The following is a 19,566-nucleotide window of genomic DNA, read 5'->3' as shown; positions in this document are numbered from 1 at the left end:
AGATGCATTGCCATCTTAAAGTTCCGTCATTTAGATCATTAATGTGATCGATCTCACCATAATAATTGTAGTTTACACTCCGTCTCACTTTTATTTGAGAACAAAATCGCTATTATGCTCGGCATTCGGACATATAAACACGCACGGATTAGCGGGTTACTTATTTCAAACATAGAGAGTTCCATTATGCGTAAATCACTTTTAACTCTTGGCCTACTTGCAGCAGCATCTGCTCCAGTAATGGCGGCTGATTATTCTGACGGCGACATCCACAAAAATGATTACAAGTGGATGCAGTTCAACATTATGGGTGCAATCAACGAGAAAGGTCCTTACGAATCTACTCATGATTACCTAGAAATGGAATTTGGCGGTCGCTCAGGAATCTTCGATCTGTACGGCTATGTTGATGTATTTAACCTAACATCAGACTCAAGCAGCGATAAAGCAGACAAAGACGGCAAAATCTTCATGAAGTTTGCTCCTCGTATGTCTCTTGATGGCCTAACTGGTAAAGATTTGTCTTTTGGTCCAGTTGAAGAGTTATACCTTTCAACTCTTTTCGAGTGGGATGGTAACAATGGTGGTGTTAACACTCAGAAAGTTGGTCTTGGTTCTGACGTAATGGTTCCATGGTTCGGTAAAGTTGGCCTAAACCTATACGGTACATACGATTCAAACCAAAAAGATTGGAACGGCTTCCAAGTTTCAACTAACTGGTTCAAACCATTCTACTTCTTCGAGAACGGTTCATTCATCTCTTACCAAGGTTACATCGATTACCAATTCGGTATGAAAGATGAATACGCTCAAGTAAGCAACGGCGGCGCAATGTTTAATGGTATCTACTGGCACTCAGATCGCTTTGCAGTTGGTTACGGCTTGAAACTATATAGCGATGTATACGGTTTTGAAGACGGCGCTGACCTTCCATGGGATGCAAGTTCACAAGCTGAATCTTCTGGCGTAGGTCACTACGTAGCGGTAACTTACAAGTTCTAATCGAACTTCTAAGAAAGTTTCCTAAATGGCACCCTCGGGTGCCATTTTTTATTGCTTTCATTTAATGCCTCGCTATCCTTGCAGCACCACTTTCTTATCTCGGTATTGCTGTGAACATTACTATTGTTGGGCCTGGGGCTATTGGCTCTTTGTGGGCGATAAAACTACTTCAAGCGGGTCATAATGTCTCTTTGTGGGGCCGCTCTGCTAACAACTCAATGGAACTATCATTGGATGAGCAAGCTTCTCTTTCCTTCAGTAATCACAATATCGAAAAGCTATCTGAAAGTGATTTAGTCATCTTCACGGTCAAAGCTTGGCAAGTAGAAGAAGCAACCACTCCGCTACTTCAACACCTCGATCCCGACACCATTCTCATGTTCCTGCACAACGGAATGGGTGCGGTCGATCAGATAGCAACTCAAATTGATGCTCACCCAGTAGTATTGGCGACTACCACCCAAGCTGCATTCAAACCCGACCGCAATAATGTATCTCACACAGGAATCGGCCAAACACAATTGGGGACTTTTAACCTCAAGGGTCAACAGTGCACTTTTTTAGTCGATGTGTTGGAACATGCCTTACCTACTGTAAGTTGGAACCCAGAGATAAAAACAGCGCTATGGACTAAGCTCGCCATCAATTGTGCCATCAACCCATTGACTGGGCTGGAACAAATCACAAACGGAGAGCTTGTTGACCAAAGATTTAGCGAAGTTTTGAGTTCTATAATTAGAGAAATCACACAAGTGATGCTGGCAGAAGGCATTACTTGTTCATTCGACGAATTAGAGACAAGCGTCAACAAGGTTATTCAAGCGACAGCAAAGAACAACTCTTCAATGAAGCAAGATATGTTTTACCAACGAAAGACAGAGATCGACTTCATTACCGGACACCTAATAAAGACGGCACTTAAGCATCAGATAGATGTTCCTGTTAACCAAAAGCTCTTCGATCAGGTTAAAGAACGAGAAAATAGTTGGAATCAGCAAGATTAGTCAGCAACCGTTCACAAGTCGCGATAAAATAACGATACCGCTCAGCATAACGCTAGCACCAATTTCCAAGATTTTAGGTAAAAATAGATGCTTGATATCAATCACATCCGAGAGCAGTTTCCTGCGCTATCACAAACCATCAACCAACAACCGTTGATTTACTTAGACAGCGCGGCAACGACACAAAAACCTCAGGTGGTTATTGATGCCATTAGCCAGTATTACTCCAAGCAAAATGCCAATGTTCATCGTGGTAGCCACAGCTTAACAGCGAACGCGACCAGTCAGTTTGAAGCAGCAAGAGATAAGGTCGCTCAGTTTATTGGCGCGACATCGTCAAAAGAGATCATCTGGACTCGCGGTGCCACCGAAGCGCTCAACCTAATTGCTCAAACCTACGCAAGAAGCACGCTTCAGCCCGGCGATGAGATCTTGGTTAGCGAAATGGAGCATCACGCCAACATTGTACCTTGGCAAATTGTGGCAGAACAAACCGGCGCTAGAGTCGTTAAAGTACCGATGACATCAGATTGTGAATTTGATCTACAAGCTTTTGATCATCTGCTTAATGATAAGACCAAAATTGTTGCATTAGCTCAGATAACCAACGTTACCGGTTCTCGTCAGCCGATTAAAGCTGTCATAGAAAAAGCCCACATGAAGAATGCGATTGTTGTGGTCGATGGCGCACAAGGCATCGTTCATGAGCCAGTTGATGTTTCTTCTTTAGATGCGGATTTCTATGTTTTCTCAGGGCACAAGCTCTATGCCCCTGCAGGTATCGGTGTCCTTTATGGCAAACTTGAATTGCTCGAAGTAATGCCACCTTGGCATGGTGGTGGCAAAATGGTCGAGCGCGTCTCTTTCTCTGGCACCACATTTTCTGAACTGCCTGGTAAATTTGAAGCTGGCACGCCAAACGTGGCGGGAGCCATCGCATTACGTACAGCGATAGAGTGGTTACATAAGTTTGAGCAGCACGATGTGGAAACTCACATCCACCAGCTACAACAGAAAACCTACCAAGCACTCAACCAATTGGATGATATCCAGGTTCTTGGCTACAAACCCAATTCAAGTGTGATTACTTTTGTGATGGACGGTGTTCACCATCAAGATATTGCGACACTGTTGGATCAACAAGGTATTGCGGTTCGAGCAGGACATCATTGTGCTCACCCATTGATGGATGCGCTTAATGTAAAAGGAACGGTTCGAGTTTCATTTGGTATTTACAACAACATGGATGATGTTGAAAAGCTCGTTGCGGCGATAGAAAAAGCCGTTGATATGCTATAGATAGTAAAGAATAACGAGTAGCGAAATTATTTAGGGTTGGCGTTTAGCGCCAACCCTTTTTGTTTCTGTGTATCTAAGAGATGCTAAGCACTTAGCTCTTGGATTTGAGCAACAATCGCTTTTAATCCATTACCGCGAGATGGGCTTAGATGAGTAATTAGACCGATGTTTTCAAAGTAACTATCAATATCGAACGATTGTATCTGTGCTGATGTTTTTCCATCAAAAGCAGACATCACTAATGCGATAAGGCCGCGAACGATACGAGCATCAGAATCAGCACAAAAGTACCAAACACCGTCGATGTTCTGAGAAACTAGCCAGACTTGGCTTTCACAACCAGAAACAACAACCTGCTCATTTTTCAGCTCGTCAGGCATGGTTGGCAGTTTCTTTCCCCATTGAATCACTTGACGATAACGGTCTTCCCAACCGCTGAAAGTCTGCATCTTTGCGACAATATCATCACTGGTAATTTCTTGGCCGAATGGAGAACTTGGAAATGACGTCATTTTTATATCCAGTAAATTCTTAGTAAGCTCAAAGTAACGAGTTACTTAGTATGCTTTTGAACGATCTTTTCTACGATACGTGAAACCGCCACAAAACCAAACGTAGCCGTTACCACCGTTGCTGCGCCAAAACCTGTCGCACAATCCATTCGTTTTGGCCCTTCTGCGGTCGCTTTCGCAGCACATACACTGCCGTCAGCTTGAGGGTATTTAAGTTGCTCAGTCGAGAACACACAATCGATGCCAAACTTACGTGCTGGGTTCTTAGGGAAATTGTGATGACGACGTAATGTGTCTTTCAATTTCTTCGCTAACGGGTCTTGAATCGTCTTAGTCAGATCAGCCACTTTGATTTGAGTTGGGTCGACTTGGCCACCCGCACCACCCGTGGTGATCACTTTGATTTTGTTACTACGACAATACGCCAACAGCGAAGCTTTAGCTTTCATGCTATCAATCGCATCGAGAACAAAATCGAACTCTTTCGACAAATACTCAGCCTGATTGTCAGGACCAATAAAGTCATCAATCAGGTTCACTTTACACTCAGGGTTAATCAACTTAACGCGCTCAGCCATCACTTCGATTTTGCTCTTGCCAACCGTACCCGACATAGCGTGGATCTGACGGTTAATGTTAGTCACGCACACGTCATCCATATCGATCAACGTTAGCTCACCTAAACCAGTACGTGCAAGCGCTTCAACCGCCCATGAACCGACGCCACCAATACCGATCACACACACATGTGCCGCTCTAAGTATGTCGACTTCACTATTGCCATACAGACGGCGAGTGCCACCAAATCGTTGGTCATAGTTTTCTGAAGCTGGTGTGGTCAATTCACGCATTATTGCCGCCAATTTATTTCTGAGAAAAAGAAAAGAGTGCGTTTTATACGCACTCTTGAATTAAAAGTCTAGGGGATTAGCGATTCGCTTTCAATGCCCTATTTTATCGTCGTTTACTCAAACTTCTCAGGAGGCAAAGCCCAAGGCGCTTCGGTTGCAGAGCCATCTAGGCCAAGTTTCCATACACGACCAAAGTGCTTATAGTGACCCGCTTCAGTACCCGCTCTTGGCCCCATACCATGGTAGAGATCTAAATGGTTCTGCTTAACTGCGCCGCCCGTATCCAAAACCAGTAACAATCTTAGTTGGTGCGCGCCGCTCCACGTGCCATCGGCATTCAACAATGGAACCTCAGCCAAAATAGGTGTACCCATAGGTAATATCGAACGATCTCCAGCAACGGCAGCCATTGGTAACAATGGAATACCAGCACTTCCCATTACCGACAAATCTGCTCTAGAACTAAAGAATACAAAAGAAGGGTTTTGTTCAAGTAGCTCTTTTACCACTTCAGGCTCATTCGCCAATACCCACTCTTTGATTGCTTTCAGTGACATTTTTTCACGAGGAACCAAGCCTCTATCGATCAATACACGACCAATACTCACATAAGCTTTGTTGTTCTTTCCTGCATAAGCAAAGTACTTGAGCGTGTCGTCGTCACCAAAATGCACAAAGCCACTACCTTGCACTTCCATCATAAACGGGTCGATACGGTTTGCTGCATAGCCAAGTTCAAGGCCTTGCCCATCCAACGCACCATTGTAGATTTCTTCGCGAGTGGGACACTCTTTACCGCAATCAGGGAGCCCATAGACAGGAAATTGATATTCTTCGTTCGCTTCATGGCGTAATTCTATGACTGGAGAAAAGTAACCAGTAAACAAAACATTACCTTGCTTATCGCCACCACCAAGTTGAGCGGTTTGAACACCGAAATTAGCTAATTCGCTAGGATCGCCACTCAGCATCGCCCACTCATTGAGTTGCTGATACAACGGTTCATAGATCTTAGCCATTGAAGGAGATTTAGAAACCACCATCTCAGCTTGTTCTGCAAATGCGGTGTAGTCTCTTGGTTTGTTGGATTCAACCTGATCGACCTTATTTAAGGTACGAGGAAATTCATCATCAAAGTGTTGTTGAGCACGATCGGTGGGTTGAGCACAGCCAAATAGTAAAGAGGCAGCAACAAGGGGAAGCCATTTTTTAATCACAAGAGTCATCCTAAAATTCTATGCATCGAGGATGACAAAAACGGTCAGATAACACAATCTTAGATTGTAAGAGTTTACAGTAAGATAACCTATCGAACTGAATTAACCATATGTCCCTTAAGACGGAAGACAGGATTATAGTGAGCGTCTGAATCGAGCACCATCTCTGTGTTGTCAGAGTTAGTGATACGAAAACGATAGGCTCTATCTCCCGTCTTATATTCGAAGTAGTTCCCATCGAAATCAAAACTAGTCGACACAACAGATCCTCGTACTGACACACCATTGGCATTGAGCACAAATTCGTCCGTTACATAATGTGCAACGTCCTGCTCTACCCAAGTGCCATACAACAAGTGGTCAGGCGTTGCTGCATCTTGTACTCGTGAAAGCACATCGCTGAATAAAGAAACCACAGCAAATGAACCCACTAGGGCCAATACCATCAAGCAACGTTCGATGATCTTACGCTTCAATTTAGACTGATTGCGTTGTTCTGCTTCGCTGTAAAGGTTTTCCGTTATCTCATCGATCTTGTTCTTTCTTGCTGGCGCTTGCTGCATTCGGTTACTACTCATAAAGATGCTGTATATATTCTACACTGAGACCGTTTGTATAATGAAGTCTCGATGAGAATAGTTTGCGCTTTATTCCAAAAACATGTTGTTTAAATTTGAATTTAAATGCTAAATTAGCGAATAAATAAACAAAATGGACTTGTTCTGTGAAATTAAGAAGTACAGCGCTAGTAAAAGGCTTCAGACAATCAACACCTTACGTAAATGCTCACCGTGGCAAAACCATGGTCATTATGCTAGGAGGCGAAGCTGTTGCTGACAAAAATTTCGGCAACATTATTAGTGATATAGCCCTACTCCACAGCCTAGGAGTCAAGATTGTTCTCGTTCACGGGGCAAGACCACAGATAAATCAGCTGCTAGCAAAGCAAGATTGCCATACGCCTTACCATAAGAACATTAGAGTCACTGACGAATATTCTTTAGGGGTAGCGATGCAAGCCGCAGGTCAATTACAGCTGGCTATTACAGCTCGTCTTTCGATGAGCCTTAATAACACCCCAATGGCAGGCACTCAACTGAATGTGATGAGTGGTAACTTCATTACGGCTCAGCCGCTAGGCGTAGATGACGGTACGGATTATTGCCACAGCGGACGTATTCGTCGAATCGATATCGAAGGGATTAATCGCACACTTGATCAAGGCTCTATTGTCCTGTTAGGTCCAATTGCTAGCTCCGTGACAGGAGAAAGTTTTAACCTGCTTTCTGAAGAAGTCGCAACACAAGTCGCGATTCGCTTAAAGGCAGACAAGCTGATTGGATTTTGCTCCGAACAAGGGGTAACCGACGAAAGCGGTAATGTACTCGCCGAACTGTTCCCTAAAGACGCTAAACAAATCCTAGAACGCTTAACGGAGTCTCAGAATCCGACCGAAGATATGAGCACGGGAACACTACGCTTCCTAAAAGGTGCTATCTCCGCTTGTCGAGCCGGTGTTCCACGTTGCCACTTAATCAGTTACAAGGTCGATGGCGCGTTAATCCAAGAGCTGTTCTCTTTTGACGGTATTGGTACCCAAGTCGTGATGGCAAGTGCTGAGCAAGTAAGACAAGCTCAGATTGATGATATTGGTGGCATATTTGATCTCATTCGGCCCCTGGAAGAACAGGGTATCTTAGTTCGTCGCTCAAGAGAGCAGTTAGAACAGGAGATCCATCGCTTTACCATTATTGAAAAAGACGGGCTTATTATTGGGTGCGCTGCGCTTTATGCGTATCCAGAAGATCACATGGCAGAGATGGCGTGCGTCGCTATCCACTCTGATTATCGAGATGGGAACCGTGGTCAATTGCTACTGGATTACATGCGTCACCAATCCAAGTCTCGAGATATCGACCAGATATTTGTTCTTACCACGCACAGCCTTCATTGGTTCCGCGAACAAGGGTTTTACGAGATTGGGGTTGATGAATTACCGATGGAAAAGCAGGGGCTTTATAACTATCAACGAAATTCAAAAATCTTAGCATTGAACGTATAATTAAAAATTTAGATCGAAATCTCACTTTGTTCCAAAAATAATTGCAAATGTAATCGTTTACTATATGAGTTTTATCAAGTATGCACTTTAACTCACACCAATAATTGTATAGAATTTGCACGTTTATGGATATAAACAAACGTTTTTATTGGAATACCCCCAATGTTTGAACCTGTAACATTGAGGAGGTCACTGCACGGATTGCTATCCCCGTTAACGTTTAGCACGACATCAATATGTTGAGCGTTAATATAAACAGCAAAAAGAGCAACATTGATATGAGAACCATTGTTTGTAATTCGCTGCAAAGTTTTTGGGATATGGCTGATAACCAATTCTTAGAAGGTTTAGACGTACACTGCGTTTTCCCTGTGAGCGAGAATCTAAAAGAGTTTATCTTGAACTGCCAAGCCAAATACAAGATAAACCATATATCATTTACTCGAGCGTTTTTAGGAACAGATTCTTAATAACGCTCAAAGCGACCAGGGATGGTTGCTTTATGTACTACCTTTTAGCCATTTAGCTGCGTTACCCCTCACTAGAACCCACTAACAGTTAAAGTGAACAACTCATTAGCCGGTTAAACGACTTCCTAAACCGCTAACTCGCTCTGTTTTCACTTTAATACCACGTTTTAGTACATTGGTATCACTGAACATCATCAATCGTTTCTTTGCACGCGTAATACCGGTATAGATAAGCTCTCGCGTTAGAATGGGGCTAAAATCTGGCGGCAGGATCATTAAGGTCAAATCAAATTCGCTACCCTGAGATTTGTGAATCGTCATCGCATAAGCCGTTTCATGATCGGGAACTCGGCTTGGAAGCACCGCTTTCACGCTGCCATCCGGCAATTCAAAATACACCTTCAATCTAGGCGCAGAACTCGCAGCTATTGAATGGGAAATATCATAAGAAGCACTACTGGAATCGGCCTCAAGCATGCAGATACCAATATCACCATTATATAAACCTAAACCATGGTCATTACGCGTTACCATTACTGGTCGCCCGTGATACCACAATTCGTCATTGTGCGGATTCACCAAACGTCTTGCTGCTAGCGCCCTTTCGATCCTGTTATTCAAACCTTTAACACCAAAATCGCCTTCACGAACGGAGCACAGCAATCGACATTTGCTGAACAAATCGAGAACCGATTTAGCTCGCGCTTCTTGAGTCTCTAGCTCGTTTAAAGGAACATTCATTCTATTGAGATACTCACCATACTCATTAACTAAGGTACGCAGCATCAAGTTATAGCTATCACTCGACAGCGGGTGATTTTCAATGTCTCCAAATCCTTTAGCAAACACTTGATCGACCTGATTAGCAGAGCCGTTATTGATTGCTTTTGCCAACTGCCCGATACCTGAACGAGCATCGAAACGATAACTCTTCTGCAGCATACACAAGCTATCTGCAATCGCAGGAGGGTTAACCGATCCAGCTTTGACCTGCCCTGTATTAGCTATCGCGTCAAAGCCTGTCATCTCCGCAATCAAATTACCTTGCGCTGTGCTGTAGCCTGTTGAATTAAACGAGCAGATATCACCTAACACCGCGCCCGCTTCAACTGAAGCGAGTTGGTCTTTATCCCCCAACAAGATAAGCCTTGCGTGTTCAGGGAGTGCATCCACCAGCTTATACATCATGGATAAGTCGACCATCGAAGCTTCATCCACCACCAAGATATCAAGGTGAAGTGGATTACGTCGGTTGTGTCTAAATTCCGCTCGATTAGGGATCGCGCCGAGTAATCTGTGTAAAGTACTCGATTCCGTTGGTATGTTGGCTTTTACTTCAGGCGCTAAAGGCAGCTGCTCAATCGCTTTGCCAATCGACTCTGTTAAACGTGCCGCCGCCTTACCTGTCGGTGCCACCAGCTTGATCGTCGGTGTTTTACCTTGGCTTAACGATTGCTCGACCATAGCCGACAGTAATTTGGTTACCGTGGTCGTTTTACCAGTACCCGGCCCACCAGAAATCACAGCAAAACGACGACTTAACGCCACTGCTGCTGCGACCTTTTGCCAGTTCAAACAGACGGATAACGGCACTAGGCTATCCAACACCTCTAGATCCATTACTTGCTTGGCTTGAACAATCACTTGGTCGATCGCGCCCCAATCTAGAGCCTGTTCATCAACGATATCGAGATGGTCACACACCAACTGTTGGCGTAACACCTGAGAGGTTTGTTGACTCGAACCAGCCTTGGCTAATGCGTTAAACAAAAAGTGATAACTGCGTGCGAATAACTGATTCAGCGTTTCAGTGAGCGCCTTCTTCTGTTCAATATTGAACTCGACTGGATTACTTAGACGGTTTAACGTTTCAGCCAACACAACTTCGTAGTTCCAATAGCGCTGTAAATAAACTCGCTGTCCATCAAACATCAGCGGCTTAACGCAATCATTAGTTGTACCAACTAGGTTTGACGATTGAAGTACCGCCACCCAATCAATACCTAATAACTTTTGATTCAGTTGCAGTGCCGTTTCACCGTACAACCCAAGTAACTGAGCAAGATCCGCCGTTTGTTCAGGGCCTACCGTATACTGCTGTATAAGCTGAGTACAGATATGCCCCTTGCCTAATTCATGGCTCACCACCCCTGCGAGAAAACCGACTTCTTGAGAGTGAGCCGCTGCTTGCTGAGCAATAAAACGGGCAAATTGATAATCCAACTGACGAATTGAGCCCTTATCAGCGAGGAACTTTAATACATCCATGAGTTGCTCAGGGATAAGTGAAACTGGCTTAACTGAGTTCGCTGTCTCTATGCTGGTATTAGTGGTCGTTGTCATTATAAAAGCCCCATCTGTCCAGTTTCATCGTCATTCAATTGTGCTGAACGTCTGTCTATCACTTTACCGTCAATCAATTGATCCATTTCATCGAGCAAACCCAAGGTTGGTTTAGCCGAGAAAATACCTTGTTGATATTGTCCGTCCATTCCTCTTAAGAACAAGTAATAAACCCCACCAAAATGCTGTTCGTAACTGTAATTGGCAACACGACTACGTAAGAAACGATGCAGCGCCAATGCATAGATTTGATATTGCAGGTCATAGCGGTGGGCGGCCATCGCCGATTTCAATGCTTCACCATGGTAGACGGCAACATCATCACCTAAATGGTTCGATTTCCAATCGAGCACGTAGTATTTACCTTGATGCTCAAACACCAAATCGATGAAGCCTTTCAGCATGCCTTGCACGGTTTGGAAACCTAGGTCGCCCGCCTTGGCCGACAAGGGATCATGATACTGAATGGTTTGATTGAGCTCAGATGCGGCCAACACTTCTATCGGCAACAAGAACTCCATCTCGACCAATCGTTGCGTTGAGTCTTTCTTGCTTAGCTTTAAGTCCTTACCATCTAACGCGGTGTTCAGCACCGTATCGACCAGTTGTTGAAGTACAGGTAACCACTCTATTTCGTATTGCTCTGATTCTAATAAGTGAGTGATTACTTGCGTGTTATGTTCGCTGGTTGCTGGCTCGGTAAATTCAACATCCTCAAACAAGGTATGTAAGAAGGTACCTGGGCGAGCACCGCGAGGGAACGAGAATATAGAACGTTCCGGTTCAATCAATTCCGACTCGTCTTGTTCATCCGCTGAGTCGATATCGAAACCAGACACCTCAATGGTCGCATCATGGCTCGCGCCGTGACTGCCCTGTTTGACTAAGCCTGAGTAACTGGTAATACGCCAAGATCGGTCAATTGAAGCCTTGAGTTCACTGGCCTGTAAGTCGTCACTCACTTGCTCTGTTTGCACAAAAACTTGTTCGTGAGCGGTAGGCGTTTCAGACAATAGTACGCTTGAATTCTTACTCTCAATCACTAACAAAGCTTGATGCAACTCGGCAATACCTTGCTCCTGTCCATTTTGAACCAAATAGCCCATAGCACTTAAGTGAACACCGGTCGGCTCTTTGGTTGAGCGCCCTTTACGTAAAGGAGCCATACCAATAAAACAGCCATAAACCGCACGAGTAAGCGCCACGTAAATCAAACGTAGATCTTCTGCCAATCGCTCTTTATCCGCTTGTGCTAGAGCACTATCACTGCCCGTAATATCAAGTACCGTGGTATCTGAGTCATGGTCGTAGAATTTACCTTCACTCGCTTCTCGGTAGCTCGCCACGAACGGCAAAAATACGAGGTCATATTCCAAGCCTTTCGACTTATGAATAGTAACAATTTGAACTAAGTTTCTTTCTGATTCAAGGCGTTGAATGTCGTCTTCACTGCCACCTAAACCATTTTGAGCATCGGAAATCGCTTCTGCTAACCAGCGCAGCAAGCCATAATCACTGTCGAGTTCCTGCCTTGCTTGTTGCAACAATTCGCCAATGTGCATTAAATCAGTGAGTGAGCGCTCACCATTTTCTTCTTCCAGTAAACGTTCCGCGAGATGTCGTTTACTGATCACACTGCGAAGCATTGGTAACACACCACGTTGCAGCCACAACTTACGATATTCTCGAAATTCGTTAACGACGTTTTCCCAAACCACTTCATCGTTGTTGAGTTCATCCAATGAGGCGGCATCCAGAGCAAACAACTCCGACGCTAAACTGGCGCGTAATGCACGGTCATTTTCAGGTGTCAGCACCGCCTGTAGTAAACGCTGAATATCTTGTGCGACCAAGCTGGTGAAAACGCTATCTCGGTTAGACAAATACACGCTTGCAATGCCTTGTTCAGACAACGCGTTCTTAATCAGGCGACCTTCACTACCAGTACGAACCAAGACTGCAATATCACCCGCATTCACAGCATGTTGTTTTTTGCCGTTATCAAAATAGGCTTGTTGATTTTGAGAAGCGGTCAGAATGGTTTGAATTTGACTCGCCGTCGCCTCAGCCATGGCTTTGTGATATTCGCCTTTCGGTAATGGCTTATCTTCCGCTTCTTGTAGCCAAAAGGTCAATGCATGCTGAGTTTCACCATTCATCACCCACTGGCGTTTGTCAGCCGATGGGCTGGCTGCGACAGGTAAGAATGGAATATCTTGATCGTAGATAAACGGGCTATCCGAATTCATAAACACTTGGTTTACCGCACTGACCATGTCAGCACTCGAACGCCAATTAGTCCCCAGCGTGTAGTGAGCACTAACTTGGTTTCTCGCCTTAATGTAGGTAAAGATATCCGCGCCACGGAAGCCGTAAATTGCCTGCTTCGGATCACCGATCATAAACAAACCGCATTGCGGGTTATCTAAATAGATTCGGCTAAAAATACTGTATTGCAACGGATCGGTATCTTGGAATTCATCAATCATCGCTACTGGGTATAAGGTGCGAATTCTCTCCACCAGCAGTGATTGCTCATCTACATCGATTGACGCGGATAACTGAGTCAGCAAATCATCAAACGATAACCACTGCTTCTGCTGTTTAGCCTTAGCCAACATAGTTCGACAATGAATAATCGCATGTGCCAGCAAAGGAGCTTTTAGATCTGCTGGAGAATTTAAGAAGTCTTCAATCGCTTCGAAAACTGCGTGTTGAGGTGCAGTGCCTTTTGGTGTTTTTTCAATTAACGTTGCTTGTGAGAACTTCTCTAGTTTATCTGGAAACTGGTAATCATGAGTGTCGCTTTGCGCCCATGCTGTGACGGCTTCTAACCAAGTCGGCAAAGACTTCTTAGTGTAGCTGCGCTTATTCACATCCGATCCAGAAATCAAAGCCAAAAAGTCCGCTTCGGATTCACACCACAACGCCTTAAGTTGCTTCACTTTATCTAAGTTTTGATTGTGCAGAGTTTGCAGGTCTCCCGACATCGCATCTACCGTCAATTTCAGCGGAGAGCCCGTCAGATAGCGATTTACATCGGCAAGTAACGAAGCGGGAGAACCCCAAATATTTCGCACCTCACCTGCAAGTTGAATGGGTAACGGATAAAACTGTTTACGCCAATAGTCGGCAACCACTTGTGCTTTCAGATGGCTTTCATCGGTCACAAATTCATTATCAAAGCGGCTTCCAGACTCGAAGGCATTCTGAGTCAACATTCTCTGACAGAAACCGTGAATGGTGTATACCGCCGCTTCATCCATTTGCCTTTCAGCATTGAGCAGAGTTTTCGCCGCACCAGCATGATCATCGATGGCTTGTAAGAGAGGAGCAATCACTGGGTCGTCACTTTGACCACGAGCAAACGCAATACGTGCATCATGGATTCGCGCACGAATACGATCGCGTAGCTCTGCGGTTGCCGCTTCAGTAAAAGTCACAACCAGAATTTGGTCTACGGTCAGCGGCTCATGGTGTCGAGTAGCTTCCGTCAGATCACCTTGCGGCGCAGCAGTACCGTGCTCGAGCAGTAAACGTAAATACAAGCCAGCAATAGTAAATGTTTTACCCGTACCCGCTGATGCTTCAATTAAACGCGCGCCATGAAGTGGAAACGTCATGGTATCAAGTGTTTGTGGAACGATTACCTGAGCACTGCTTGTAGTCGTCATGCCTTACTGCCTTCTGATAAATGTGTTGTTACAAATGTGACCTAGCGTAGAAAATGTCATTCAATTTACGTCCTACGCTAATTTGTTAATAGTTAGTGCGATCTCTCTCACGGATCAATTCAGATCGCCTCGCTACTATGCGCCCACGAGTTCAGGACCGCCTACGAGTTTTATACTCATGCGTTACTTTGAACCACTGAATAATGGTCCCTCTGACCTGTGGCCGTACAGCGAACGCCCTACACTAATAATGATTTACTGGCGGCCACTTTATTTCCTGTACCTTGATTCCTCATAAACGACTTCCTCTCGTCATTTTATAAGCCCTGCACACCAAGTTTACATCTAACTCTTTATTTCCCATGCTTTTATTCAAACGCATCTCTTTGATAAGCATATTGTTGGTGATCTTGCTGATCACTGCCGATTATTCCTGATCTTCAAGATCGGCAGCGGCGAGTCTTGCGGCCTGCAGCACAAGCGTTGAATACATTCGCGACTCAGCAGCCAGAGCATCATCCCACTTAGACCAAATACGTGAGATGTAAGTATCTCGACCCTCGCCAGTAAAGGCGAAGCTGTCATTAAAGGTATCAGCCATTTTCTTTAGGGACTTTTCTTCGTCATCAACCCATTTACCGCGGCTAAAGCCCGCTTCAACACCAGCTAACGCGGTTTTCGGGAAGTAAGGCAGTGGTGCTGTCATGCCTTGATAAAACAGTCGTACTAACTCAGCCAGCAAACTCTTCGCCTGAAGCGCATCGCCAATAGGTTGTAGCGTTTGGTGAACCACGCCTTCTTTTCTGTCGTAGCCAATAATATGGGTCGTTTTTCCATGTCCCATCACTGCACAACATAGATGATCAATCCACGCTGCCAAATAATCTTGAGAGCGTATTTTACCGCTACGGAAACGAACTAGACCCGATTGATAGTTTTTAGTTAACCAACCCATCAAACGAACAGGTTTGCCTTCGCCTAACACATCAAATTCGATATTCACTTCGAGATCTTGCTGCGGTGATCCGCTCACAAATCGAATTTCTTTGGCTAAGTCTTCCGCTTGAACACGGTTGGTTTCAAATTCGATATCACCAAAGGCGCCGACCGGTAATCGACCCTGTGCTTTTTGCTCAGAGACAAACAGGCGCACCGCTTCATCTGCACCTTCAGGATGGTCCAGCAACACTTGCAGCAGCGCATCTTTAAGCTGGAAGCTCTCTAGTCCATTGAGTACGAACGGCTCATCGTCTTCCATCACAGGAAGTGGCGGTTCAAACACCACTTTTAGACGGCGATTAAAGAAGTACTGCACTGGCAAACGCCAAAAACGCTGTAACTCAACCAAGTCGAGTTCCAACGGGTACGTTGCACCCAACAAATAGTCATCCAAGGCACGATTGAATTCACCACTACGTTCACCGGAACGGTTAGCCGCAGGAAGCCATTCTTTGGCGTAACTCAGCACATGGTTTGCGTCACCTTGAGTAAAGGCTGCAGGGCTAAATGGTGTCATGGTATGTTCAAAGCTGATCGCTTGAGTCAGCTTGATACCTGAATCATCACTTGGTAGGGATTGGTCTTCACTTAAGCAGTAGTTCTGTTGGCAGTACTCAATTAACTCTGAAACCAATACCGACGGCACTCGCTCAGTATTATCTTGAATCGAACGGCCGACATAACTGATGTACAAGCACTCTTGCGCCGACAACATAGCCTCTAAGAATAGGTATCGGTCATCATCACGACGAGAACGGTCACCCGGACGAGTGCGCCCGTTCATTAGATCAAAACCTTCTGGTGGCATTGACCGAGGATAAACACCATCATTCATACCTAACAAACAAACCGTTTTGAACGGAATGGAGCGCATGGGCATCAGGGTACAAAAGTTAACTTGGCCAGCTAAGAAACGTTGGCTAATGCGCGCGCCAGATAGCTTATTATTGAGGTACTGGTAGATAATGCTTGGCGACAATTCTTGTTCATACAAGGCATCGTCAAGTTGTTCATTCAGTTGCGAAAGCGCATCACGAATCGACTTAAGCACCACCTCGCCTTCCAGCTCGACCGCAAAGAAATCATCAATCATTTGCAGCAAGATTTCACGCCACATATCGATAGATTGTGTTTCAGTTAAGCGTTGACGGTAATGGGTAATACGATCGATAAAGTGCGCTAACTTACCTGCAAGTTCGGCGTTAATGCCTTGAACTTCGTTATAAGCGGCAATCGGGGAGTGTTCGGTTTCAAACAAACCTGCAGAGTCTGACATCGCATAACCCAGCAACATGCGCTGGATACCAAATAGCCAGGTATTTTGCTCAGTAGCAGGCAAGTCAAACTCCGTTGCGGTAGACGAGTCGACGCCCCAACGGATACCCGCTTCTTCAACCCACAGCTTAGCTTGCTCGAATTGAAATTCATCGATACCAAAGCATGCCATCATCGCTGGAATTTCTAATAACTCTAATAACTCAGAAGCTAAACAACGCGTGTTCGGTAGCGCGACCAACTTCATGAAGGCGGTCAGAATTGGGCTTTCTTGGTCAGCCGTTCTATCAGAGATCGAGTAAGGGATATAACGCTCACCCGGAGCATTACCAAATACCGCCTGAATCGCTGGGCTATAAGCATTAATGTCAGACACCATCACGATGATATCGCGTGGTTTCAGTGTCGGGTCTGCATCAAACATTGCCAACAGTTGGTCGTGGAGGACTTCCACCTCACGCATTGGGCTGTGACACGCATGTACAGTCAGTGAACGATCGCCAAGCTCAACCACCTGTTTATGATTACTGGAATCTAAGATGTGATCATCTTGATGTTCTTCTAGCTGGAGAATATCGGCTTGCAATTGATGGAGCAGGCTGTCTCTCTCTACATCAATAAAGAACTCGTGCTCTTCACTGTCTGATTGAGATAGCAAAAACAGGTTATCTCTGCCCAATTTACCCATAGACGCAAGCAAACTATTACCCACGGCTTGGCTGGTGTGCAGTTCATCTTCAACATTGGCTTCAATGCCATCTTTCAATGGTGAGACTTCACCTTCTAGCTGAGGTAAACCATCAACCAACGCAAACTGCTTGCGACGCTGGGCTTCAACTCTTGCCAAATATTTACGGTCGCGAATATCGCCCCAGTAATGTTGGCAAGGGTTGGTGAACATCAAGTGCACATCAATCTGCTCACCCAAAGCTTTCAACGCATCCATGTAACGAGGAGGCAACGAAGAAATACCAAACACAAATAAACGTTTCGGCAGATGTTGTAATTGACCTTGTTGCTTGGCTAGCGCTTCAATGAAGTCGTGGTACAAATTGCCACGGTGGTATTTTGATTGGCCTTGAGACAAGGTTTGCTCATAAAGTGCTTGCCACAAAATCGGCTGCCAAGGATGCTCTTGCTGCCCCTCATCATCAATTAACTCGGCAACGGGCTCTCCCGCTTCCCACATCGCCATCCACTCCGGTCGATACACCAAGTATCCATCGAAGATATCGGCAATTTTCTCTGCCAATTGGTACAACTTCGAATCATCTTCGTCGTTTTCAAGATAGCGTTGCAGGGGCAGGAAATCAGGGTGGTCAAGCTTAGCGGGTAGCAAACTCATCAACTTCCACGTCATTGCTTCTTTGTTAAAAGCACTGCGTTTAGGTACATCAGGAAGCACTTGGGTAAACATATCCCAAATGAAGGTTGCAGGAAGTGGGAAATCGATATTTGCTGCTACACCAAACTCTTTGGCGAGTTCCATCTTAAGCCATTGAGACATACCTGGGCTCTGAACCAAGATCTGCTCTTTTTCGAAAGGATTGGCTAAAGGGTCACTTTTAATTAAGTGAACGAGAAGGATTTTTAAAGTATCGACTTTATTGGAATGGTAAACAGTAAACAAAGTGCACTCACGCTAATCTTGCCACAATATAAAGCCAGATTAGCATAAGTGCCGAGTTTGGATTAGGAATATAAGCTGATGAAATACTGAAAACTTAAGGTCCGTTTATCTTTTGAACTATTGCTTCTTACAATCTACTGCCTACCGCACTTAGAACACGGTGAGGTTTGTAATTCATGTAATAACGAACCGCCACATAACCCACTACAAACGTTGCCACAATCAATTCTAGATAGGCTAGGTTAAAGACTTGATCCACATAGTGAGTTTCCACACCAACAGTTTGCATCCAAGCCGCCAATTTGAATAACGCCGTTGCACCAATCACGATTGGGAAGGTAAACGCCGCATAACCTGGGCTAAATGGCAGACGAAGTAGTTTGAAAAACGCGATGTAGATAATAAAGGTCATCAACACCGCGATACCAAATAGCAAGCCAATGATCACAGGTGAAGGATTTGCCGTCACCGTTAGGTAGCCTGCTAAAGATAGACTCGCTGGTGCTGCCATAATCGCAATCGTTGGTTTTGCTGCATCTGGCACTTCGTGAGAGAAGATCAAACGGTAAACCATCAGTGGTAGCATCACAGCGTAAACCAATAAACCAAATACCAAAGTCGCGTTCGCTACTGGCTCTAAAACTGGATTACCAGAGAAAGACACGTCAGTTACGATAATACCGATCGGTGGCACAAACCAACTTGGCACCATGTGGTGAATCTCAAAGTTTTTAGCTCTGTGGTATAAGAAGCTCACCAAGAACACGACATGTAACGCTACCGAAGCGAGCCACACTGCTTCTTGTAAGAATTGAGAGATTGGAGCCAACGAAGCAGACACCACCATACAACCCATCGCGAATGTGGGTACAACACTGCCGACAACAGGGTGAGCAAGGTCTTCACGTAATAAGTGGCCGTGAATCAAAAATTTCACAGCTAAAACAAGAAGTAATACGGCCGCAATGCCAGCACTGATCCATTGCACCAAACCCGGTGTGTGTAAAGTACCTTGTGCAACTAAAACACCATCCCAACACCAGCCTAAGCTTGCAATTGCGAGTGCTAACCCTGCCATGGGTGTTGGAGCTCCTGTTAATCTATATTTAATACGTTGAATCATGTCAGCCTCTCTTAAACTTAATTCACTAAACTTGTGAACTCATCAGCTTGTTGAAGCCATAATACGCTTGCGCTTCGTTAAACAATATCCAATTATATATAACAA

Annotated in this window: 13 protein-coding genes; 5 read left to right on the top strand and 8 right to left on the bottom strand. The window is 44.9% G+C overall.

The genetic code is table 11. From position 1 onward, the window contains the following. The first annotated feature begins 186 nt into the window (after positions 1 to 186). From ACFI6G_RS13295 to csdA, 3 genes are all read left to right on the top strand, one after another. On the top strand, positions 187 to 1,002 hold the full coding sequence (locus ACFI6G_RS13295; protein ID WP_016784788.1) for a nucleoside-specific channel-forming Tsx family protein: 816 nt from the start codon (positions 187 to 189) through the stop codon (positions 1,000 to 1,002). 110 nt (positions 1,003 to 1,112) lie between these two features. Then, a complete protein-coding gene (gene panE, locus ACFI6G_RS13290) occupies positions 1,113 to 2,006 on the top strand; it encodes a 2-dehydropantoate 2-reductase (protein WP_016768334.1) in 894 nt (297 codons plus the stop codon). 87 nt (positions 2,007 to 2,093) lie between these two features. After that, complete coding sequence (csdA, locus tag ACFI6G_RS13285; RefSeq protein ID WP_010439023.1) at positions 2,094 to 3,305, top strand: cysteine desulfurase CsdA; 1,212 nt, start codon at positions 2,094 to 2,096, stop codon at positions 3,303 to 3,305. An 83-nt stretch (positions 3,306 to 3,388) separates the two neighbouring features. Here csdA and csdE read toward each other — a convergent pair whose 3' ends face one another. The 4 genes from csdE to ACFI6G_RS13265 form a co-directional block, all read right to left on the bottom strand. After that, a complete protein-coding gene (gene csdE / locus ACFI6G_RS13280) occupies positions 3,389 to 3,817 on the bottom strand; it encodes a cysteine desulfurase sulfur acceptor subunit CsdE (protein ID WP_016768336.1) in 429 nt (142 codons plus the stop codon). 41 nt (positions 3,818 to 3,858) lie between these two features. Continuing rightward, a complete protein-coding gene (gene tcdA, locus ACFI6G_RS13275) occupies positions 3,859 to 4,668 on the bottom strand; it encodes a tRNA cyclic N6-threonylcarbamoyladenosine(37) synthase TcdA (protein WP_016768337.1) in 810 nt (269 codons plus the stop codon). Positions 4,669 to 4,781: 113 nt separating this feature from the next. Beyond that, the gene (gene mltA / locus ACFI6G_RS13270) at positions 4,782 to 5,894 is read right to left on the bottom strand and encodes a murein transglycosylase A (RefSeq protein ID WP_016784792.1); all 1,113 of its coding nucleotides are present in this window, start codon (positions 5,892 to 5,894) and stop codon (positions 4,782 to 4,784) included. An 80-nt stretch (positions 5,895 to 5,974) separates the two neighbouring features. Continuing rightward, entirely contained in the window at positions 5,975 to 6,448 is a 474-nt protein-coding gene (locus ACFI6G_RS13265; protein WP_010438996.1) for a DUF2850 domain-containing protein, read from the bottom strand. A gap of 161 nt (positions 6,449 to 6,609) precedes the next feature. Here ACFI6G_RS13265 and argA point away from each other — a divergent pair, with 161 nt between their 5' ends. Continuing rightward, positions 6,610 to 7,947, top strand: coding sequence for an amino-acid N-acetyltransferase (gene argA / locus ACFI6G_RS13260; protein ID WP_010438993.1), 1,338 nt, complete (start codon positions 6,610 to 6,612; stop codon positions 7,945 to 7,947). 278 nt (positions 7,948 to 8,225) lie between these two features. Continuing rightward, positions 8,226 to 8,417: a hypothetical protein gene (locus ACFI6G_RS13255; protein WP_008223046.1), complete on the top strand. Its 192-nt coding sequence runs from the start codon at positions 8,226 to 8,228 to the stop codon at positions 8,415 to 8,417. A 105-nt stretch (positions 8,418 to 8,522) separates the two neighbouring features. Here ACFI6G_RS13255 and recD read toward each other — a convergent pair whose 3' ends face one another. The 4 genes from recD to ACFI6G_RS13235 all read right to left on the bottom strand — a co-directional run bounded on the left by recD (position 8,523) and on the right by ACFI6G_RS13235 (position 19,461). After that, positions 8,523 to 10,763, bottom strand: coding sequence for an exodeoxyribonuclease V subunit alpha (gene recD / locus ACFI6G_RS13250; RefSeq protein ID WP_102286475.1), 2,241 nt, complete (start codon positions 10,761 to 10,763; stop codon positions 8,523 to 8,525). Beyond that, positions 10,760 to 14,434, bottom strand: coding sequence for an exodeoxyribonuclease V subunit beta (gene recB, locus ACFI6G_RS13245; protein ID WP_462710301.1), 3,675 nt, complete (start codon positions 14,432 to 14,434; stop codon positions 10,760 to 10,762). Before recB ends, recD begins: the two co-directional genes overlap by 4 nt. A gap of 427 nt (positions 14,435 to 14,861) precedes the next feature. Next, positions 14,862 to 18,338, bottom strand: coding sequence for an exodeoxyribonuclease V subunit gamma (gene recC, locus ACFI6G_RS13240; RefSeq protein WP_462710300.1), 3,477 nt, complete (start codon positions 18,336 to 18,338; stop codon positions 14,862 to 14,864). Positions 18,339 to 18,465: 127 nt separating this feature from the next. Beyond that, complete coding sequence (locus tag ACFI6G_RS13235) at positions 18,466 to 19,461, bottom strand: TDT family transporter (RefSeq protein ID WP_462710299.1); 996 nt, start codon at positions 19,459 to 19,461, stop codon at positions 18,466 to 18,468. Between the last annotated feature and the right edge of the window lie 105 nt (positions 19,462 to 19,566).

This window comes from Vibrio sp. PSi01 (assembly GCF_054960695.1).
The sequence above is the reverse complement of the archived record's forward strand: the minus strand, read 5'-3'. Positions and strand labels throughout refer to the sequence as shown.